The organism is Pseudoalteromonas luteoviolacea, assembly GCF_021654285.1.
Lineage (GTDB): Bacteria > Pseudomonadota > Gammaproteobacteria > Enterobacterales > Alteromonadaceae > Pseudoalteromonas > Pseudoalteromonas luteoviolacea_J.
Genome location: NZ_JAKFZS010000041.1, coordinates 17,737 through 38,009 on the forward strand (window position 1 = coordinate 17,737; position 20,273 = coordinate 38,009).

The 20,273-nt window shown below is 39.6% G+C and carries 16 protein-coding genes; 1 reads left to right on the top strand and 15 read right to left on the bottom strand.

Translation table 11 applies throughout. The features are described from left to right. Positions 1-93 precede the first annotated feature (93 nt). The 13 genes from L1077_RS24840 to L1077_RS24900 form a co-directional block, all read right to left on the bottom strand. Positions 94-1,416: a DUF6161 domain-containing protein gene (locus L1077_RS24840; RefSeq protein WP_237139489.1), complete on the bottom strand. Its 1,323-nt coding sequence runs from the start codon at positions 1,414-1,416 to the stop codon at positions 94-96. Positions 1,417-1,802: 386 nt separating this feature from the next. After that, a complete protein-coding gene (locus tag L1077_RS24845; protein ID WP_237139490.1) occupies positions 1,803-2,213 on the bottom strand; it encodes a GNAT family N-acetyltransferase in 411 nt (136 codons plus the stop codon). A gap of 110 nt (positions 2,214-2,323) precedes the next feature. After that, positions 2,324-2,671, bottom strand: coding sequence for a lactoylglutathione lyase (locus L1077_RS24850; protein ID WP_237139491.1), 348 nt, complete (start codon positions 2,669-2,671; stop codon positions 2,324-2,326). Between the two features lie 46 nt (positions 2,672-2,717). Next, complete coding sequence (locus L1077_RS24855; protein WP_237139492.1) at positions 2,718-3,224, bottom strand: GNAT family N-acetyltransferase; 507 nt, start codon at positions 3,222-3,224, stop codon at positions 2,718-2,720. Positions 3,225-3,323: 99 nt separating this feature from the next. Further along, positions 3,324-3,764, bottom strand: coding sequence for a GNAT family N-acetyltransferase (locus L1077_RS24860; protein WP_237139493.1), 441 nt, complete (start codon positions 3,762-3,764; stop codon positions 3,324-3,326). A gap of 173 nt (positions 3,765-3,937) precedes the next feature. Continuing rightward, positions 3,938-6,358, bottom strand: a complete 2,421-nt coding sequence (locus tag L1077_RS24865; protein WP_237139494.1) for an ABC transporter permease — start codon at positions 6,356-6,358, stop codon at positions 3,938-3,940. Between the two features lie 26 nt (positions 6,359-6,384). Beyond that, on the bottom strand, positions 6,385-7,104 hold the full coding sequence (locus L1077_RS24870; RefSeq protein ID WP_237139495.1) for an ABC transporter ATP-binding protein: 720 nt from the start codon (positions 7,102-7,104) through the stop codon (positions 6,385-6,387). A 17-nt stretch (positions 7,105-7,121) separates the two neighbouring features. Beyond that, entirely contained in the window at positions 7,122-8,387 is a 1,266-nt protein-coding gene (locus L1077_RS24875) for an efflux RND transporter periplasmic adaptor subunit (RefSeq protein WP_237139496.1), read from the bottom strand. 242 nt (positions 8,388-8,629) lie between these two features. Next, positions 8,630-9,997 (bottom strand): sensor histidine kinase, encoded by a 1,368-nt coding sequence (locus L1077_RS24880; protein WP_237139497.1) that lies wholly within the window; start codon positions 9,995-9,997, stop codon positions 8,630-8,632. Between the two features lie 37 nt (positions 9,998-10,034). After that, entirely contained in the window at positions 10,035-11,435 is a 1,401-nt protein-coding gene (locus tag L1077_RS24885; protein ID WP_237139498.1) for a sigma-54-dependent transcriptional regulator, read from the bottom strand. A 409-nt stretch (positions 11,436-11,844) separates the two neighbouring features. After that, positions 11,845-12,054 (bottom strand): hypothetical protein, encoded by a 210-nt coding sequence (locus L1077_RS24890; RefSeq protein WP_237139499.1) that lies wholly within the window; start codon positions 12,052-12,054, stop codon positions 11,845-11,847. Between the two features lie 305 nt (positions 12,055-12,359). Then, on the bottom strand, positions 12,360-16,589 hold the full coding sequence (locus L1077_RS24895; RefSeq protein WP_237139500.1) for a hypothetical protein: 4,230 nt from the start codon (positions 16,587-16,589) through the stop codon (positions 12,360-12,362). 350 nt (positions 16,590-16,939) lie between these two features. Then, positions 16,940-17,353 (bottom strand): GNAT family N-acetyltransferase, encoded by a 414-nt coding sequence (locus L1077_RS24900; RefSeq protein ID WP_237139501.1) that lies wholly within the window; start codon positions 17,351-17,353, stop codon positions 16,940-16,942. A gap of 326 nt (positions 17,354-17,679) precedes the next feature. Here L1077_RS24900 and L1077_RS24905 point away from each other — a divergent pair, with 326 nt between their 5' ends. Next, the gene (locus tag L1077_RS24905; protein ID WP_237139502.1) at positions 17,680-18,951 is read left to right on the top strand and encodes an O-acetylhomoserine aminocarboxypropyltransferase/cysteine synthase family protein; all 1,272 of its coding nucleotides are present in this window, start codon (positions 17,680-17,682) and stop codon (positions 18,949-18,951) included. A gap of 82 nt (positions 18,952-19,033) precedes the next feature. On the opposite strand, the gene L1077_RS24910 is transcribed toward L1077_RS24905, so the two are convergent. Together L1077_RS24910 and L1077_RS24915 are read right to left on the bottom strand one after the other, a co-directional pair. Next, the gene (locus tag L1077_RS24910) at positions 19,034-19,648 is read right to left on the bottom strand and encodes a DNA-3-methyladenine glycosylase I (RefSeq protein WP_237139503.1); all 615 of its coding nucleotides are present in this window, start codon (positions 19,646-19,648) and stop codon (positions 19,034-19,036) included. Between the two features lie 4 nt (positions 19,649-19,652). Further along, positions 19,653-19,943 (bottom strand): YciI family protein, encoded by a 291-nt coding sequence (locus tag L1077_RS24915; protein WP_237139504.1) that lies wholly within the window; start codon positions 19,941-19,943, stop codon positions 19,653-19,655. Between the last annotated feature and the right edge of the window lie 330 nt (positions 19,944-20,273).

Genomic DNA, 20,273 nt, shown 5'->3' on the forward strand with positions numbered 1-20,273 from the left:
TTTAGAAGTGGTTTGTGTATAGCTCTCGCGAGTGTATTCAAATTATGTCAAAATTTGGCCGAATGGATAGCACAAATATGGTGCATTTGATAATTACGCTTTCGTGCTTGGTGCTTTTGCATGTTTTTCGATAATCCTAACCACTGAATCTGTAGGTACTACAGCACCATGATCGGCTACAATTCCTGTTTGAGCTGGCCTAAATAAAGCATCTAAAGCCACTTTTCTGTCTTCTTGCTCTACAAGCTTTCCTTCATTCATTAGGGCCAAGTAGGTTTTAAGCATTGTTTTTCGTTCTTCTGCTTCAAGGTATAGGTGTTGATCAGTCGAGTATTGTCGTGAGCAGAATCTAATCGTAAAACTTGATAGAGAGATGAGGATAACTGTAGTAACAATAGACAACGGATTAAAAATACCTAACACCAAGGGGATCTCTTTAAAATCTTCACCAGAATACAGCCAATGGGAAGCAATAGGGATCGCAGCCATAAATGCCAAAAGCGCTATTGTTGCGCGCAACCAAGTGTCTCTAGACTTTTTATGCGCAGCCTGTTTATCTCCCCAGTATTTTACAGATGCATCTAGCTCTACTTGAGATAAATAAACATCTTGAGCTTTTTGCACAGTTTCATAGGCATCAGATTCCATGCTTTTTACCTTGCTTCTTAGCTCCTTGATGTAGCCTTTGTATTTTTGGAGGGCTCGACCCCCAGCGGAAGCTAGTAATTTTTCACCATGTTCAATATGGTTATTCATTTTAGAGGTGCCATCATTAACCTCTTTATGTAATTTTAATAGATTAGAAGAAATCTCATCTTGTTTGATTTTAAATTCAGCAATGGAAGTCTCTACCTCCTCTTCTAATTGCTCTCTTATTTTCAACCCACTGATTTTGTTTAGCTCAGCTATTGCCAAAACTCGATAAGGTGCCAGTTCAGACCATTCACCAGAACTTGATGAGTTTGCTCGAACATTGGATAACTTCGCGTACTTTTCATAATAGTTTCTGCTATACCCAGACATACCAGCATCTTTGATTGGGGCGCAGCATAAATAAAGGATGCTGATAGCTAAAGCTGACGAGCCCTTTTCAACCTTTTCCTCAATTAAATTACGCTCAGCAGTATGCGTAAAAGGAAAGTTCACAGCAGCTAAACACCTATTGATTTTATCAATTACGTCATCAGAGGGAGCGTCTCTATCTATCCAGTTATTTAATAAAGGGGTGAACCAGTTAAATACCTCATTTATGCTGTTCTGAAAAAAAACTTTAGAAAAGTTTGAGAAAGCCCCTTTATCAAAGCGAAGCCAGTCAAGGCTTTCTTTCTCATCACTTACAAATTTAGATAGCTCATCAGGGGTTTTAAACTCTATAGATTTTCCAATAAAATGAAGAGTCACGGGGACGTATGACATTTAACTTTCCTTATTTACGACTAAAGCCATCATCATATAGCAACATGGCATTAACAGTAAATTTAATACTTAGTTTAGTAAGGCGTATTCTGCTTTCAGCACCAAAATTCAACGCTTTAAACCGCTGGAAACTTAGCACGTGTTATAAAACATCCTTTATTAAGTACTTTTATATATTTACAATATGATAACTTTTCGACAGTTATCACTGAGCCTTTTAACTCGTTCATCCATCTTTGTTATATGAATAAACTAAATTTTAGCCCTAAACACTGACTAACCGTATGTAGATCAATATTGTCCAACATTCTCTTAATTCAGGTTTCGATGGCTCTAGACTGTGATATTTAGGAATTCTTCAAAGGGAAGCACTTACTCCCCACAAATCATTTCGGTTGATAAAACTTTTTGGTCATACCTTGGCTTTTTGGTGCCACCAAGCGGTAGCCTAGTTTTTCATAAAATTTAGGTTCATCAGCGATCATGGATACATACGAGCCTTCAAGTGCAACCGATGTTAGGTATCTATCAATATACTCCATCACTTGTCGGCCTAAGCCTTGCCCTTGGTATTGTGGGTCAACTGCAACATCTACAATTTCAAAATTACATGCCCCATCGCCCACAACTCGGCCCATACCGATGAGCTTGCCATCTTGGCGAATAGACACACCATATAACGTATTCGGTAAGCCAATCTCTGCTACTTTTAAAGATTTCGCTGACAAGCCAGCCGTCACGCGCATATCACAGTATTCTTGGGGCGTAGGTACATGTTCTTCAATTGTATAATTCATAATCACTCCTAGGTAAAACTCATATGATTATACATACAACTGTATGAATAAACAGTATAATAATTTATTTAACTTGGGGATGAAAAACGCTGTTTAACACACCATATAAATTACCTATTCAGCTCAGTAATATGCCACATTTCACCTGATGGCCCCCAAAGGTAGATGATTTTACCCCATCTCTCTTCTTTGATGGGTTCATACCTTACATCTATGTTTTTTACTTTTTGGATGGAATTCAGAGCGGCTTGAATATCAGGCACACTGAGTTGAAACATCAAACTCGCGTCACAATTTATTTCAGCAGCTTGATACAAAAAGAACGTACATGTGCCATTGCTAATCACGCTCATGTCTTCATTGGCATCGTCGCTGGTAAAACCCAATGCCTCGTAAAAGGCTTTCGACACAGCTAACTCTTTTACTGGAATAAATGGGCGTATATCGTTTGATTTCATATTTTTCCTTTATTAAGCGCAACCTAACCTGTGTTGCTAGGTATGCTTAAAACGTATCTATACTCAACACGTAATTGAGGTGTCGTTCATTGTTTAACACAAAATACGTCTCGCCAATGACTTTAAAATTATGACGTTTATAAAAAGCCAAGGCGCGCTCGTTTTTGTGAAAAACAGTTAACCAAAGCTTAGAGTGTCCAGCGTTTTTGCAAGTATTGATGGCAGCATCAAGCAATTTTCTGCCTAAGCCTTTGCCTGTAAACGGCTCTTGAATATACAGTCTATCTAACTCAGGACTGGGTTTTGATGTAATGGGGCAAGTGGCCGAATAGTCCAAAGACACTAGCCCTGTAAGGTTGCTCGCGTTTTCACAAAGAATATATTGATAACTATTGTCCTTGATTTTATTTGCGATATTTTCAGCCGTAAACTCACTCAAAACATACGCTGAAATTGCATCGTTTACTCCATCAAGAGCATAATTGTGGAGCCAAACCTGCGCCGACAATGCGGCGATATTCGCACTGTCTTTTAATGTTGCTTCTCTATACATAGTCCTTTACCTCTACACAAGTGTACCTAATTGTATTTATCACTTTCTAAGTTATTTATAAATAACCATAAAGTAAAGGCAGCATGATCAAACCACACACTACACGTAGCGCTTTAGCTTTCTACCAGTAAATTCAAAACCACACTTTTGATAAAACGCAAATGTCCTGTCCCATTGCGCATTTGGTGGCGCTGATACGTCGACTCTCGACCAGTTATGCTCCTTTGCAAGAGTGATTATTTCATCAATCACTTTAGACCCTACCCCATTTGCACGGTGATCTGGGCAGACCCAAAGCTCATTGATGATCCCATAACGGCCACCGGCAAAAAATGAAAAAGACTCCGACAATGTAAAAAATGCCACAGGCTCATTACCTATTTTTGCCTCGTATGCTGTGTGCACATGCGCAGGTAAGGCTTCAAATATGCTATCAAACTCAGCGGATGTCGGGACTTTTGCCTCACCAAATAACTCTGAATAGAGTTTGCTGATGTACAATTTAATAAGGTTTTTATCTGTAATAACGCTAATCTGCATATTCATTCCTTATAAGCGTATTAAGTAGGTTATTGAGTCTGATAAAACAGGTCTCACTCAACATAACACAATCAGAAATGTAATCGAAAAGAATTAGTTTTTTGAATAAAGTTGTGGCTGATCTACTTCATAAATTAGCCACAACAACAAAGAGCATCACATATATGTAATGATTATTCGTAGCGAAGTACTGAGCTTGGCTCTTCTGCTACGATACGTTTTGCTGGAATAAACACCGCTGCAAGTACAGAGGCAGAAATAACAGTAACCACTACAATGGTTAATACAAAATACAAGTGAAGCGGGATCGCACCTTGTAACATGTCATTAAGTAAATACGATAATAAGCCGAATAAAACCAACGAAACACCAATACCAGACACAAGCTGCCTAACACCCTGCAAAATAAACAACCTGATAATTTCACTGTCTTTTGCTCCGACCGCCCTTCTCACGCCAATCTCATTGCGTCTTTGCATTATGTTATTTGCAGTTAAGCCATAAATACCTGCTAAAGCCAAAATCATAGAAAAAAGTCCGGCCATAAAAGTGATGTTGGAGATGCTTTGCAACATACTTCTTACGCTATCAAAGGTTTTCTCCATCGCCGTAATATTGTCAGGCTCTAGATTGGAATCAATCAAGAATAGCGCATCATAAAAAGCTTTTTCTCCGTCACTATAATGCGTCGTATACTTTAACATTGCTCTGGTATTCGGGTAGGCAAATTGTAGGCCTGAAACATACACCTCATCTTCACTATCTAAGGAAGCAAAAAAGCTACTCATATTTGACTTATCGGTCACGACACCAATAATAACAAGCTGTTCGATACCTGCACTTTGCTCCCAGCGAATTGTTTTGCCTAGTGCACTTTCCCCAGGCCAATAACGGTTAGCCATTGACTGACTAATAATCGCAACACGCTGGCCACTATTATTGTCTCTGCTGTCAAAAAAGCGCCCATCAACTAGTTTGATACCATAGTAATCACTATCCCCTATGGTGCTATAAGTATCGATGTCCGGCTTATCATTCTCATCATGATATTCTATGTCACCTATCGCGAACTGCTGCTTCCCTAAACGCGACACTATTGAGGCCGCTTCTACACTTTCTTGGCTTTGCATATTCATATACAGTTGATTGAAAAATCGGCTTTTCTGCTCAACTGACGCATAACGGCTCTTAGGTAAGCTCATTTCCGATACAAGCACAGATTGGTACTTTACTCCCATATCTTTATTTAAGAAAAACTGGGCAACAAAAGCTGTAATTGACCCAATCAACAACAATATTGAGATAAGAAATACCTGAATCGTGATTAAATTTCTCGACATTTTGCCTGCTTTGAGACCTTGCGCCCCGCGAGTGCCATCTCGTAAAGTCGAATTAATATCCTGCTTTGCTGCTGCGCGTGCAGGCAGAAAAGAGCACACAAACAAAGTCAGTATGCTAAACACCATCGCCATCATTATTGTCGGTACATCGAGCTTCCAGACCCACCAAAAAGGGATATCAGTTGGCAAACGTGTCGTGATCAATACATTGGTATAATGTAAGGCTGTACCCGTTAACATAATCGCCAATACGCAGCCCACACTGGTGATCAGTATCCCTTCCCACATAATTTGCAATACTAGTCGCTTATACGTAACTCCAATCGCAGCACGAATAGCAGTTTCCTTTTGCCGGGAAATGGCTCTTGCCAGTAGCAAATTACCCACGTTTATACTCGCCAATATCAATATCATCAACGCGATGATATTAAGAAAAATAAATATAAAGTTACCCGCACCTGCAAACTGAGCTTGAGGGAATGACAACAAATTGATTTTGAACTCGCCCTCTTGCGCTTCATCATTTTGAACACTCTGCTGGTAGATATTATTGAGTAAGGACGCCAGCTGAACCTCAGCAACTTGCGTGTTTGTACCAACCTCCAACCGAGTATACACATTGACTGTTGCTTCTGTGTGTGCAAGTGGATTAATTAACTCTGACGAAATAGGTAACCAAACTTGAGCGCTATCAGGAAAATGATATCCACCCGGCATAACCCCTATAACTGTGTGCACTTGGTTATTTATACGAATAGTTTTCCCGGCTACATTATCATCACTGGCGAAGTTTTCTTCCCAGAATGATTTACTGATCACCACCGTTTTTTCAGCACCCACCTGATAATCATTGTGCTGAAAAGCTCGCCCATGTATAGCTTGTGTACGACTAAATTCAAAAAAGCCTTGATCGACATACGCGCCGGACACACTTATATTTTCGTGACCAAAGGTTAATCTAAGTGTGCTCGTATTAAAAATACCTAATTCGGAAAAACCATCTAGCTGCTCTCTTATCATTGAAAACTCATAAGCTGGTATAGACACACTTTGTCTATTCATTTGCGCAGATACCGTCAAAGCCGACTCACTTTGCGCCAAATCAATGGGTTTATAAATTAAGGTGTACAAAAATGAGAAGGTGTACAAGCTGATTGATAATCCGCCCACAAGTACGAACAAAGTTAGCGCTGTAAACTTGGGGGACTTTAAAAGCAACCGACAGGCATACTTAATATCAAAAATGTAAGACATCATCATTCCTTTATCCGTTTAAAACGTTAAGCAGACGCTTTCATTATTCTTTCAGAGTCATTCGCGCCGTTGTCACTCACTATTTGGCCATCCAAAATACTTATCTGTCGCTTAGCTTGCATTGCAGATCTTGGATCATGTGTGACCATGCAAATGGTGCTACCATCTCTGTGTAAGTCATCGAGCAATTCCATCACCGCCTGTGCATTTTTTGAATCAAGGTTACCAGTCGGTTCATCCGCCAAAATGATGCTGGGCTCATTCACCAGCGCCCTTGCCACAGCAACACGCTGTTGCTGACCTCCTGATAATTGAGATGGAAAATGGTCTTTTCGGTGAGACATGCCAACTCTATCTAGTACCTTTGCTGTTCTCTTGAGTATCTCAGATTTGTTAATATTTGATTGATACGTCAATGGCAACATAACGTTTTCACTCACTGATAAATCAGATATCAAGTTAAAGGACTGAAAGATAAACCCGAGGTCGCTGTTGCGAATTACCGCTCGCTGATCATTGGATAAGCTAGAAACATCACGATTGTTTAATAGATAGCGCCCCTCTGTCGGTGTATCGAGCAAACCAAGTAATGATAATAAGGTAGACTTGCCGCACCCAGATGGACCACTTAAGGATATATATTCCCCTTTTTGAATACTTAAACTGATATCACTTAAAGCACGCGTTTCAATCTCATCTGTTAGGAATGATTTGTTAATCGCTTCTAGTTGGATAATGGTCGACATATAAAAATTCCTTATTATTAATTTATTTTGACGGTTGAGTGCGCTGTCCAATCACTCGTATCAGAGATGACTATGGTATCGCCGACTTTAAGCCCAGCCAGTACCTGAACTTCATTCACTGAGCTCACACCCAGTTGCACTTGCGTTTTTTGTGCAAATGCTGAAGTTTTGTCCAATTTGTATAAACCCACACTTCTGTTAGCTGGTGCAAATGACGGTCTGCGGACAAACAGGGTATCCTGAATATTGCTGACCTCTATATTTCCTTCAACGTTTAGGTCTGGCCTAGCTTCTGCTGGCAAATCTGACAATAGCGTAACTTCGACTTGAACCACGCCATTTTCTACCGCTGGGTTAATACGAGACACAGCCCCTTGAATGAGATTGGTTCGAGTATCAATCGTTACATTTTGACCCAATTTCACGTTACGGATTTGCAGCTCTTGAACTTGTAGCTCAGCAATTAAAGATGTCGGCTCAGCTATTAAAGCGATATTAGATCCTACTGTGCTTTGCTGACCTAGTAATAGCGGAACGTCTTGAACAACCCCTGCAATCGTGGCCTTCACGACTAGGTTCTCAACTTGTTGCTGCACACGCTCAAAATCATTTTGGATCCGACCAAGTTTTGCCTCGTTTGCGATAACTCTAGCCCGTAAGTTTTCTGCCATTTTTTTCTTACGTTCTTTTTGTGCCGCCCACCGAGAGTAGAACTGTTGAACTTCTAGTTTCGTTTTTTCATATTCAATCGATGAGATAGAGCCATTACCCGCTTTAAGCAATTGCTCTTCTGCATCTAATCGCAATTTCGCACTTTCATATCCAAATTTGGCTTCTGTTACTGCGTTGTCTAATTGGAGTAATTGAGATTCCATCTCTACAAGTGCAGCAGTATTCTCAGCCTCGGTCGCGCGAACTTGCCACCGAGATTTGTCAAGTTCAACAAATAACTCTGGATCACTTAATGTGACCAGCTTCTCCCCAGCTTTAACCTCGTTGCCAGGCTTGACATGTATTTGCTCAACTTTTCCACTCACCCTCGAAGATACCCAGCGGATATCTGTTGGCTTCAATACACCAGATGAGCGTACATTAACTTTAAAATTCCCACTGGTGACCTTAGCTAACTGAATATTATCTTGATCTGCGATATATGAGGCGTTACCTAATACCCCTTTAAATAAATACCCTGCCGCAGATATTGCCAATATGGAAAAAACAAATAACCGCGTTTTACTTTGCCCTGACTTTTTCTTTTTACCCTCAGGCCGTTTTATATCCATCCTTTCAAATTCCTACTGAAACTTTTGTTAAGTAGTAGGGTTACAGCACTTAGTGTACCAACTTTTTAAAAACCATAAGTAATTGATAAAAATGACAAATTTAATCTCTCTGTTATTTAAGCCTATTTCCATATGTGTCGATATCGACACTAATTTTTTGCAAATGTGTCGATATTGGGACATTTTTAGTTCAACAAAAAATCGTCATCGAATGACAAAAATCAGTATCTGCTTAAACATGTTTAGTACAACTTGAGAGGTAGTCTGATTACGGCCATCGCACCTTGTTCTGATTCTCTATTTCGCAAACACAATTGCCCATCATGATTGTGAACTATTTGCTGGCTCAAGTTCAGGCCGATACCACTACCATTTTTCTTGGTGGTATACATAGGCACAAATAAATCTTTCAAATTTGAGAGTCCAATACCGCTATCAATTATATAAAGTTCAACCCAGTCGTTATCACATTCAAGGTCAAGTTCAACTTTAATGGCCTGTCCATTGCCGATATGGTTATCTTGCTCTGAGGATGCTTCGATGGCATTTTTGATTAAATTAATAAGTACTTGTTCAAACTGTTTTTCATCCACCAGCAAAAAGATCTGTGTTGCTTGCTTTTGAAAACGAGTTGAAAACACAAATTCACAATCCCTAAATAAATTGACCACTTTGGAGACCATACTATCCAAGCATATTTGCTTTTTAGTGGGTGCTGGCAGATACATCAGTGCTCTGTAACTTGAAATAAAGCTCGCTAATGAGCTTGCGCGCTCATCAATGACACTTAAGCCCTCTTTATAAAACCCCTGATTATCTGAAGCATTACCAGCTTCCAACTTCCTTTTCATGGCACGACTTATGGTGGCAATTGGCGTTAATGAGTTATTCACTTCATGGCTTAGCACCCGTAGTAGACTTTGCCAAGCTTGCGTTTCTTTTTCCTTGAGTAAATTATTAGTATTAGTCAGTAGGAACAAGCTTTGATTTTCACCATCACTGATAATGTTATCGCGATATAAGAAGTATTCACCTTTGAGTTTTGCCTCTTGCATAGCAACTATACTGGCGCCTGTTCTGTGCTGGATAAACCCCAATGGGGTATCATTCAATTGTGCGGGTTTAGTCAGGTATAAATGATGAGCTTGTAAGTTACTTTTTGACGTGCCTGAATGCTCGTTAGGTAATAGTACGTTTTGTGCTGCTTGATTGGCCATTAATACTTGTCCATTGTCATTGACGACAAGTATCAGCGCATTCATTTGGTTGAGAATTTTTTCAAGCAAGCGCTGCTCCCCCTCTGTTTTCATCGTTTTTTTATGTAATGCAGTCGACAAGGTGTTTATCTTGTCTAATAACAAGCTTAAAGCAGGGTCGGACTGGCTCTTGCCTTGCAGCGAGTAATCTTCATCAATCAAAGCATCTACCAGATTCGATAGAACTTGTATTTGCTGTGTCGTTTTCTCTTTGATTGCATACAGAGAATACGCAAGCACAATGGCAAGAACGATGCTGATAAAGAGTGATAAATAGATAGGAACAGGCAGAAGTAACATCAAAACGACTGCCAATACAACATAGGGAAAACAGACTATAGCACTTAATCTCATTGGTTATCTTTCATCCTTTAAAGCGTAACTAAACACGTCATAAGTCGAGCTTATTAACTCTTCTGTAGTAACTGCTTCTTGTTAGGCCCAGTGAGCGCACTGTTTTATTAATATTACCTGAGTAATATTCCAGCCTTTTTAGAATCGCATTTTTCTCAATCTCTACCAGAGTAAGATTATGCTCATCCACTGATCCCAGTTCGCTTTGCTCCCCTCTATCATCCGTTTTTTCGGCCGGCTCAAGCTGCAGATCTTTCCAATCAACTATGTCCGCTTTACAAGTGAACATCACTTTTTCCATCAGATGGTCAAGCTGACGTATATTCCCTGGCCAAGCATATGCATACATCATGTCCGCAGCTTCAGAAGATATTACTGGGCAAGCTCTTCGGTACTTTCGACTGTTTTTCTGCAAAAAGTATTCAGCGAGTAATAAAATATCCTCAGGCCTTTCACGCAACGAAGGTACTCTTATTTCAGCTGTGTTTATGCGATAATATAGGTCTTGCCTGAAGGTTTTTTCTGCAATTGCCTGTTTTAAATCACAATTGGTCGCGCAAATTATACGTACGTCTGAGTTTAGCGTGCGACTTGAACCCAACACTTCAAATGCCTTATCTTCAATAACTCTCAGAAGCTTAGATTGCTGTTTAAAAGGTATTTCTGCGATTTCATCAAGAAATAAGGTACCACCATCTGCCAATGCAAAGCGCCCAACTCGATGCTCTTTCGCATCAGTAAAAGCACCTTTTGTATGACCGAACATCTCACTTTCAAATAAGCTCTCTTGAATTGCGCCCATATTGGCGCTGACAAAAGAATGCTGACCTCGAGCAGAGTGCTGATGAACATAGCCAGCTAACAAGCTTTTCCCTGTACCATTTTCACCGGTGAGTAGTACATTCATATCACTTTGAGCGATATTTTGGAGCGTCTCCATAAAGTCCTTCATTATATCTGATTGATAAACAATGCCTTTATGTGACTGCGTATGCTCACGTAAGATACGATTTTCTTGCTTGAGTTTAAAAGCCTGATGCTGAGAGTCTGCGAATTTAAGCTGATTTTGAATAGCGCTAAGAAATCGCTGATCATCCCAAGGTTTTTGAATAAAGTCCATAACACCGAGTTTTAATGACTCAACGGCAATATCCACGGTAGCCCAACCAGTTATGGCAATAATGGGAATGGGTTGCGTAAAATCAGCATCCGCCTGACGAATGCGCTTAACTAACTGCAACCCTTCATTGCCAGATGTGGTATCTTGCTGAAAGTTCATATCCATAATAATCAAATCAAAGTGTTGATGCTTAATCAAATCCAAAGCACCGTCAACAGTAGTCGCACCCTGTATTTCATAATCAAAATCATCGAGTAAATACTTTACACTGGTGAAGATATTAATATCGTCATCTGCTACCAATATTTTCTTGCGCATTCTGATTATCACCTTGTATCTCATGAGTTATTTTTAATCATAATACAAGCATGTACACGATGACTAGCCATAAATTCAATAACTTAACAAGTATCTGGACGATAAATAAAGCGGGGGTGAGTCGCTAATAAGCGTATAAAGAGGTCGTATTTTGCTCCAAGGCGAAGTTTCAAAATCACATAAATTGCGTCATAACGATGAAAGATGAGGCGATTTCTAATACGAGTAAATCATACAAATATAAATTAGTAAAAACGCCTGAAAGACTCCCTACTTTACTCCCCCCAATGTCCAATGTTGTTAATTCAACATTGCCAGTTAAATCTAAATGCACTAAGTATGAAAACTAAGAGATAAGCTTAACAAACTGACCTGATTGGACAAATTTAGTTCTGTAAGCAAGGCTCCTTCAATTTGTAATTGCTCTAACAAACTGTGTAGGTAGTTCCATAGCCGTCACTGTCGAGCCATCATTCAGACGTAAGCTTTTCAACGTATTGAGACCACCTAAATCTAAATGTGAAAAGTCGACACCTGAAAAATCAAGTGATTCTAATGGCGTTAAACTCTCAAGTTCAGCGAGTGCCCGCCCAGATAAACTAATATTGTTGAAAGGCATTGAAGTTAAGACTTTAAACTTTTCAATGCCATTCACATTATCAATTTGAAGGTTACCTAAAGAGTATGAGTAACAAGAAAAATTGTTTGAATATTGTGGAAAGATATTACCTTAGCTTGTTAAGCAAGCTTTAAAAGTAGAATCTTCAATACCCAGCAACTCAAGTATAGATTGCCCATTTTCCGGCTCAAACGACACCTTAAAAGTCAGCAATGCGGTAACCTTCATCAGCCAACAATGTCAATTAAGTGCTATGAGAAAACGGTACATTTTCAAGCGATGAATTTAGAGTTAACAACTCCACCTTAACTTGCATCCAACGTAAAATCAAAACTTGGGGTTTGGTAAAACCAAGTTTGCTCAACCCCTTGTTCACAACTTTGGCCGTCTTGATATACGCATACCTTAATGCCATTCGGTATATGCATAACTGGTGCAATCCAATAAGCGCCTTGCGGGGTTTGTTGTAAAAACTTTCCATCAATGAACTTTGCAACCCCGATTGTTTCATCAAAGACAGTTGAAATTTCCCAGTTATTCTTACCCCCATCAAAGTATCTGTAGTATATATCTCCTGTTACATACCTCTCACCATTTGAGTGGTAAAAACTAAATCTATCTATTGCACTTGGAATAAATTGCTCAACATGCATGTCAGAGCTGTGTTCTGCAATATGGTATTCACCGTTATTTTTTGCCAGTAACACCATCCCATTGTTTTTTGACAACACTTTAAATCGCTCTGAGTGGTCTATTATGCAAAACGTTGAGTCAGTCTCACACTCAGGAGAGTAGTCGAGATAATATCTGACAACAAAAGCATTCTCGTCCAGTTGAACATCACCAAACTTAGCATACTTATTGACTGATGCGTCTTCATTTATAACAAAGCCATGATACACGCTTGACTCAGGGCTCCGCTTAAAGCGCCACTGCCCTGCTAGTTTTTCAACAGTTAATGGCTCATCCATTGCTTTTGCCATGATGCCTATTCCGTTTTGGAAATAGCTATTACCATCAAACCAATGAGAGTCTCGAGTCTCTATTTGAATAAAACCATTATGCTGCTGAACAGGCTTTAAAATATAAGTGTCGAAAGCATTTTTCAGAGAAGTTAATTTCAATTGCCCTAATTCATCCACTTCCCAACTCAGTTGTACTGGGTCAGTTTGAAAACCTTGCTCTGAGACCGCTTCTAATAGAGCCTGACCATCTGCCGCAATTTCAATTTCATAATATGTATATGAATTTTGGTATACAAAAATCCACTTTCCTACCCAGTCAGTCACCTCCTGAACGGCTTCCCCTGCAAAGTCTTTATGAATAACAGGGCCAAATTCAAAACCTATACCATCATCACTTTCATCAGCATCAAGTGCCCAAGCTAAAGACTTGTCATCTAGATAGCGAAACTCCAAGACATTAATAGGTTGATAAAGGTCACTTTCAGTAAAAACATCCGCATAGTAACTGGCGAAATTAACTGAAAAAATGTATTCAAACTCAGCACGAGTATGATACTCAGATAAATTATCCCAAACGAAATTTATTCTATGTGTGTAATCAGCGCTTTCATTATATGTATAGACCCCTGATCCGTTAGGATGAACATTCAGTTCATGTAACAATGGGAGATATAAAGACGAATCATATAAAAAGTGCTTACCATATACTGGCAGTTTTTCCACAAATGTGGCTTCGATTTCACATGCACCGTAATAATTTTCCGTATGAGAAAACTCAGTTTGAATGCCGTCTAAAGCTACAGAGTAGTCTTGACCACATATATTTAAAGCAGAAATATAGTAGCCTTCATCTGCTAATATTCGAAGGCCAATACTCTCACCAAGAGGAACATTTTCAGTACGTAAGTCTATACGGCCAGGTCCATTGGTTTTAGTTGTAACAGGAAAGGTGACCGGCGTTGTCGTATAAACGGTGGTATTTGATTCATCACATGCAGCAGTAAGCTCCGATTTTAAGCATATGGCAAAGTTTTGGTCACCAAGGCCAGTGACTTCAAGGAAAAATTTGCTATTGTCATACGATGACGTTAGCTCATAGTAACCGTCTTGCTTTTCAAATGAATAATAGTCAAATCCCTCTTGATTGATGAACTTTAGGAATAACTCGCAAGGCTTATCTTCATCACAAAGATTAACATTAGTTATGATATTTCCATTTTCGCTATATAAATTAATTTCACTTTCTGACAACGCATCATCAAAAGACAACAGTAGTCCCTGTTTGTCTGTTACTTCGATAAACTTTATCATCTCAAAAGCATAATCGCGGTCTAGAAGATTGAGAGTATAATTAACTGCGATTGTATCGCCAGAAACAGCCAATAACTTATAAGAGTATTCAGTAGTACGAACACATAACTCGCTATTTTCACAAGCCATATACCTTCTTTGCCCATCAAAAGAATAGGTATATGATACGAGCTCTCCTGATTCTAGCGAATACTGCCTCCCAGTGTTAAGACCATAATGAACCAACCCCTGTTCATCAATTTTAAATACATTATTGTGAGTGTCTTTTAGGCTTACCCAGGTACGTTGATAATCAAACGACTCAAAACTGACATCTTGATGTTTGACCATATAAGCGTTGTAGGATTGAGTTATTTGGTCGTTTTCTATGGTGCGGCCCATAAAATGATAACCAAACTCATTGTGTGCAATAAGCTGCAATATTTGAGTTCTATTATCTTGTTGAAAGGAAAGTTCATTCCCCGATATTTGCCATTTGCTTTGCTCTGAGCTTTGTAAATTTGTAGCTATACCGTTCTCATCAAACTCATACTCATAGTATGCGTCTTCTGTCCCGTCGATTATTTTATGTAATGACCAAGTTCCCTCCAATGTAGGCTGAGACAATTGCGCAAAGCTACTTTTTGTATAAGTTTGTGAGTGAAAAGAGAACTGACGGGTCTGTAACTTTGAATCCACATACGCATCGCCAATAAAGGTAACGGTTGTAGAATTAAAGTGCGCATTTTGCGCGTAAAAATCTAACTCGATACGATTTAGTTCTAGAAAGTGATATTCATCCATATAAGCGTTGTAATTGAGTGTAACAGGCTCTAAAAAAGTAACTACAACACGATTATTTTCACGCTCCCAAGACACTTTATGTCGCTCGTTTAATATATAATAACCAGTATTATCGTCGTTCAGCTCAAGACCGAAGTAAATACCATATTGAAAGTCAGGTTCTGTTACCCACAAAACTTCATCTAAGATGATCTCAGCGGGCTGAAGTAAATCGGTGTCCGACTTTAAAGCATCGATAGTGCGGTCAATAAGCTCTGGTTGCTCTTCTTTTAATTGGGTAAGGTATTGAGTAACGACATTGTCGTCCTTCACCAATTCTAACGTTGTAGCATACCCTTCGGGTAGAGTCACCGAGTCATTATCTACAATCGCTTTGAGCAAAGTTGCAATATCTAATTTTTCTTTGGCACTGACGCCAAGTTTACGTTGTTCGAGAAGCTCAATAGAGTTAAATGCATCGTCAAATTTAGACAATAATACAAACTCAGCAGTTGTCACATTGGTTACATTTACACCAAACTGTTCTTCTACATTAAGCACTTCATCGTCGCCAGCTGCCACGCTGAGTTGAGACAAAGACCCTAGCTGCGAAACAAACTCAACAAAGCTTTGTTTATCTTGACCTGTTGCGCTCAGCTTCACTAATTCATTTGCATACGCCTCTTCACCTTGCTCTAAATTAATAGCAAGTGTGTATTCGCCAAGACTATTTGCGACCGCTGTAAATACCTTATCACCAATTTGCGCTTTAATATTTGCGTTTTCAATAGGCTGATCTGTTACCTTGCCCGATATTTTTAATTGTTGTGCAAATGCTTTAATCACAACTGAAGTAGATGACATCGCCTTGCCGCCAGTCTCATCTGTGATAGTTAAATTAAAGGTGATAGGAATATCTTCGTTAATATCACCACTGCTTATTATCAGTGTATCTGTATTAAAACCAGTCACTTCAACATAGTCAGGTGCATTACTGGTCCACTCAAAAGACGTAATTTCCTTACTCGTTGCAACATCTGCCTTTACAGAAAAGGACGATTGTTCGATGGCATGCTCTTTTGCCTCAATAGTCAAAACAGGGTTATCAATGAACGTCACCAAATGAGTTGCTGTTGTTGCTGCGCCTTGTTCATCTGACACGGTAACTGAAAATGTTATCGGCGTGTCCTTTACTAAATCATTGCTGCGTGCGGTAATACTAGCGCTGTTTTCACCATCGAGGACGATCGCCGAGCCTCCATCATGTGACCATGTGTAGTTCAGCAATTGACTCTCTTTATCATCTCCATGTGCTACCAAGCTAATCGCTTGCATCTCATCTGAATGCGCTTTCCCTTCTATAGACACCACTGGTGCTGTATTGGCAACAACTGGCTGCGTTATACCTTCTTCCTTCTTATCTGAAGAACCGCCACCGCATCCTGAAATTATTCCTATCAGGCCTGCGAGGCAAACCTTACTTACCGCACTATTCAATTGTATTTTCCTCACTAATTTTTGCAAAAAGGCGCAGAATACACACTGAACAATAAATGTTCAAGATTAAAATTTAAGCAGCAAGATAGTGATCAGTTTACTTTTTAAATACGCATTTTATTTCAATATAAAATTCATATAGATAAGTGTTTTACTCGATATACTATTACAAGCTTTAATTTACATACTATCTAAAATTTGTTGCATTTTTAAATCACGGGAAAGGTAATTTCCTACGGATTTGCAGTTCTTAATTGCCGATAGTGAGCAATGTTAGAGATTACTTTCAAGGATCTTAAGGGGAGCTTTAAGTCTGTGGTTAACGTGATGTGAAACAGTGACAGTTAAAACTACTTAATGAATTTACACATACCATACCCTAGAGGCATACCCGATCTTTGATCATACCCGTAACGTGCGTAAAACGACTCTTTCCCCTTCGCTGACATCAGGCCAATCGTTGCGCCTTTTGAAGCACTATCAGCCAACCAACTTTCAATCTGCGCCATCAACATACCGCCTACCCCTGTTTGTTGATAATTTGGGTGCACTGCGAGATCTTGAATATAGAAAAACAAGGCACCATCACCTATAACCCTGCCCATTCCAACAAGCTGTAAATCCATACGTGCAGTAACATGAAATAGTGACTGCTCCAAACTCAATGCTGCCATATTTAAATCTGTATCACCCCAACCAACATCAGCGCGTAATTGCACAAACTCTTTGGCTGAAGGCCCAATCGTGTTGATTTTCACTTTCATATCGCTTTCCCTACTTTAGATAGATAACAATTGTAATATTGCTCCATGACTTATCTTACTTGCAACATCGGAACGAGCTATTGTCATGCCAGCAAATTATCCAACTCACACACCTTAGAGATACCAGACCATAGGCTAATTTGTTTTTTTCTCTCTTCATTTCAACTGTCTTTTTGAGTTATCTCAACGTCCAAAAAGTGTGCTATGTTGAATTTGGATTTTTTAAAGTTGATATAACGAATACATCTTAAACGCTAAATAGAACAAGATTATCACCACAATAGTCAGGCGTTTATATCAATTACACTTAAGTTAGGGAGAGTTTTGTGAAATTAGAATCAATAGCTTTACATGAAGGATATAAATCCGAGCCCACAACCAAATCTGCGGCAGTGCCCATTTATCAAACAACCTCATATACTTTTGATAACACAGAACATGGTGCAGACCTATTTAACCTCGCAGTACCTGGCAATATTTACACACGGATCATGAATCCAACCAATGATGTGCTAGAAAAACGCGTTGCGGCAATGGAAGGCGGTATCGGCGCGTTAGCGGTGTCATCAGGCATGGCTGCAATTACATACGCAATACAATGCCTCACTGAAGTTGGCGATAATATCATTAGTACTAGCCAACTCTACGGAGGCACATATAACCTATTTGCTCACTCACTGCCAAGGCAAGGTGTTCAAGTCAAGATGGTTTCTTATGATGACTTTGATGGCTTCGAAGCTGCGATTGATAACAACACTAAAGCTGTTTTTTGTGAGTCCATAGGTAATCCCGCTGGCAATATCGTCGATATCAACCGAATTACAGAAATAGCACACAAACACGGTGTACCAGTTATTGTAGACAATACCGTAGCAACCCCTTATTTGTGCCGCCCTTTTGAACTGGGCGCAGATATTGTCGTACATTCATTAACTAAATATATGGGCGGCCACGGCACGACGATTGGCGGCATCATTGTTGACTCCGGTAAATTTGATTGGATTGCAAATAAAGAGCGGTTTGCAGTCATGAACGAGCCCGATCCTTCTTATCATGGCGTGGTATACACGGAAGCTTTCGCTGAAGCGGCTTATATTGGCCGATGTCGTGTTGCCCCACTGAGAAATACTGGCGCAGCACTATCACCGATGAATGCATTTCAAATTCTTCAAGGCATAGAAACCCTTGGGCTAAGAATGGATCGTCATTGTGAAAACGCGCAAAAGCTGGCGGAATATTTACAACAACACCCAAAAGTCGAATGGGTTAATTACGCCGCCCTTGCAAGCAGCCCAGATCATGATGCCTGTCATAAAATTACTGGCGGCAAAGCCTCTGGGATTTTAAGTTTTGGCATCAAAGGAGGTATTGAGGCCTGTACTCGATTTATCGATGCTTTAAATATGATCCTGCGGTTGGTCAACATTGGTGATGCAAAATCATTAGCCTGTCATCCTGCATCAACCACACATAGGCAGTTAAATAAAGCAGAGTTGGCTTCAGCTGGTGTGAGTGAAGATCTCGTTCGTATTTCAGTGGGTATAGAGCATATCGATGACATAATTGCAGATGTGTCTCAAGCGCTAGATAAAGCGTAAAGCACTGATGTCGCGTATAAAGCTGAGTTAATGGTCTTTAACTCAGCTTTAAGTCATGAAACGATTTCTAGAATGAAGCACATCAAGGTAATTGCGGTCTTTTAAATTGCTGACGCGCTTTTTCAACCTTCGATCTGATAATACATTCCGCTGCGTGATCATTAATCAATCCCATTGCCTGCATAAAAGCATACACTGTCGTCGGGCCTACAAACTTCCAACCTCTTTTTTTTAAATCTTTCGCTATCGCTTTAGACACATCTGAAGTCGATTGCGTTTGTGGCTCATTCATACTTTCAGGCGATGGTTCATAACGCCAAAAGTAGGCTGCGAGTGATCCCATCTCGGTGACCATTTCTTGGGCTTTTTTCGCATTATTAACGGTGGCTTCTATTTTTCCGCGGTGGCGAACGATGCCTTCATCCGATAATAATCGCGTCATGTCTGCAACAGTAAAATCCGCAATTTTATTAAAGTCGAACCCCATGAATGCACGTCGAAAATTCTCTCGCTTTGCTAATATTGTTCTCCAACTTAAACCAGATTGAAAGCTTTCAAGACACAGTTTTTCAAATAGGCGAATATCATCACCGACGGGAAAGCCCCACTCTGTATCATGGTAGTCAATAAATTCAGGGACAGAGGCCGCCCACTTGCAACGCTTGTGGCCATCTTCACTCATTACTATTGCACTCATACAATCATTGACCCAACAAGAACGACAGCCTTTCGTCCGCCTTTTTGGGATCAATTTCTAAAATTTCTGCAGAAACGACATTTTCAGCCACAAAAGGGTCTGCATTAACTCGCGTTTGTAAGTCTTCAAGGGATATATTATGCGCAATCACAGACCCTCCAAGCCCGGGTTGCAAACTCCCCACAAGTATAAATATGCCATCATCAAAACCTTGCTTAATCCATTGATTATGCGCCCCCATATACTCGCTGGCTTGAGATTTATTATCTGAAAACTTAAGCAGTACAACAAACATCTTTCATCCTTATATTATTTGTAATCTTTGAGTAGACTGAATTGCCAAACCAAAAACTGGTTATTTATACAGTATTAGTGCAAAAAGGAAAAAGCAAGCATTTACGCAAACAGATATTAAGAAAAGCGCTTTTCATCACGAAGGAGGAGACTAAAAAAAGATAAGGGTACTGCAATTAAAACAAAAGGTTACAAATAATGAAACAATTTAAAGACTATCCGTTTGAGTTATAAATCTGGATCATGGCTAATCAACATAAAAGATATTTACCACCATAAATGGGAAATATCTTTACTAAATGGCCTTGTTTCCTAAATATTTGAACTTCTG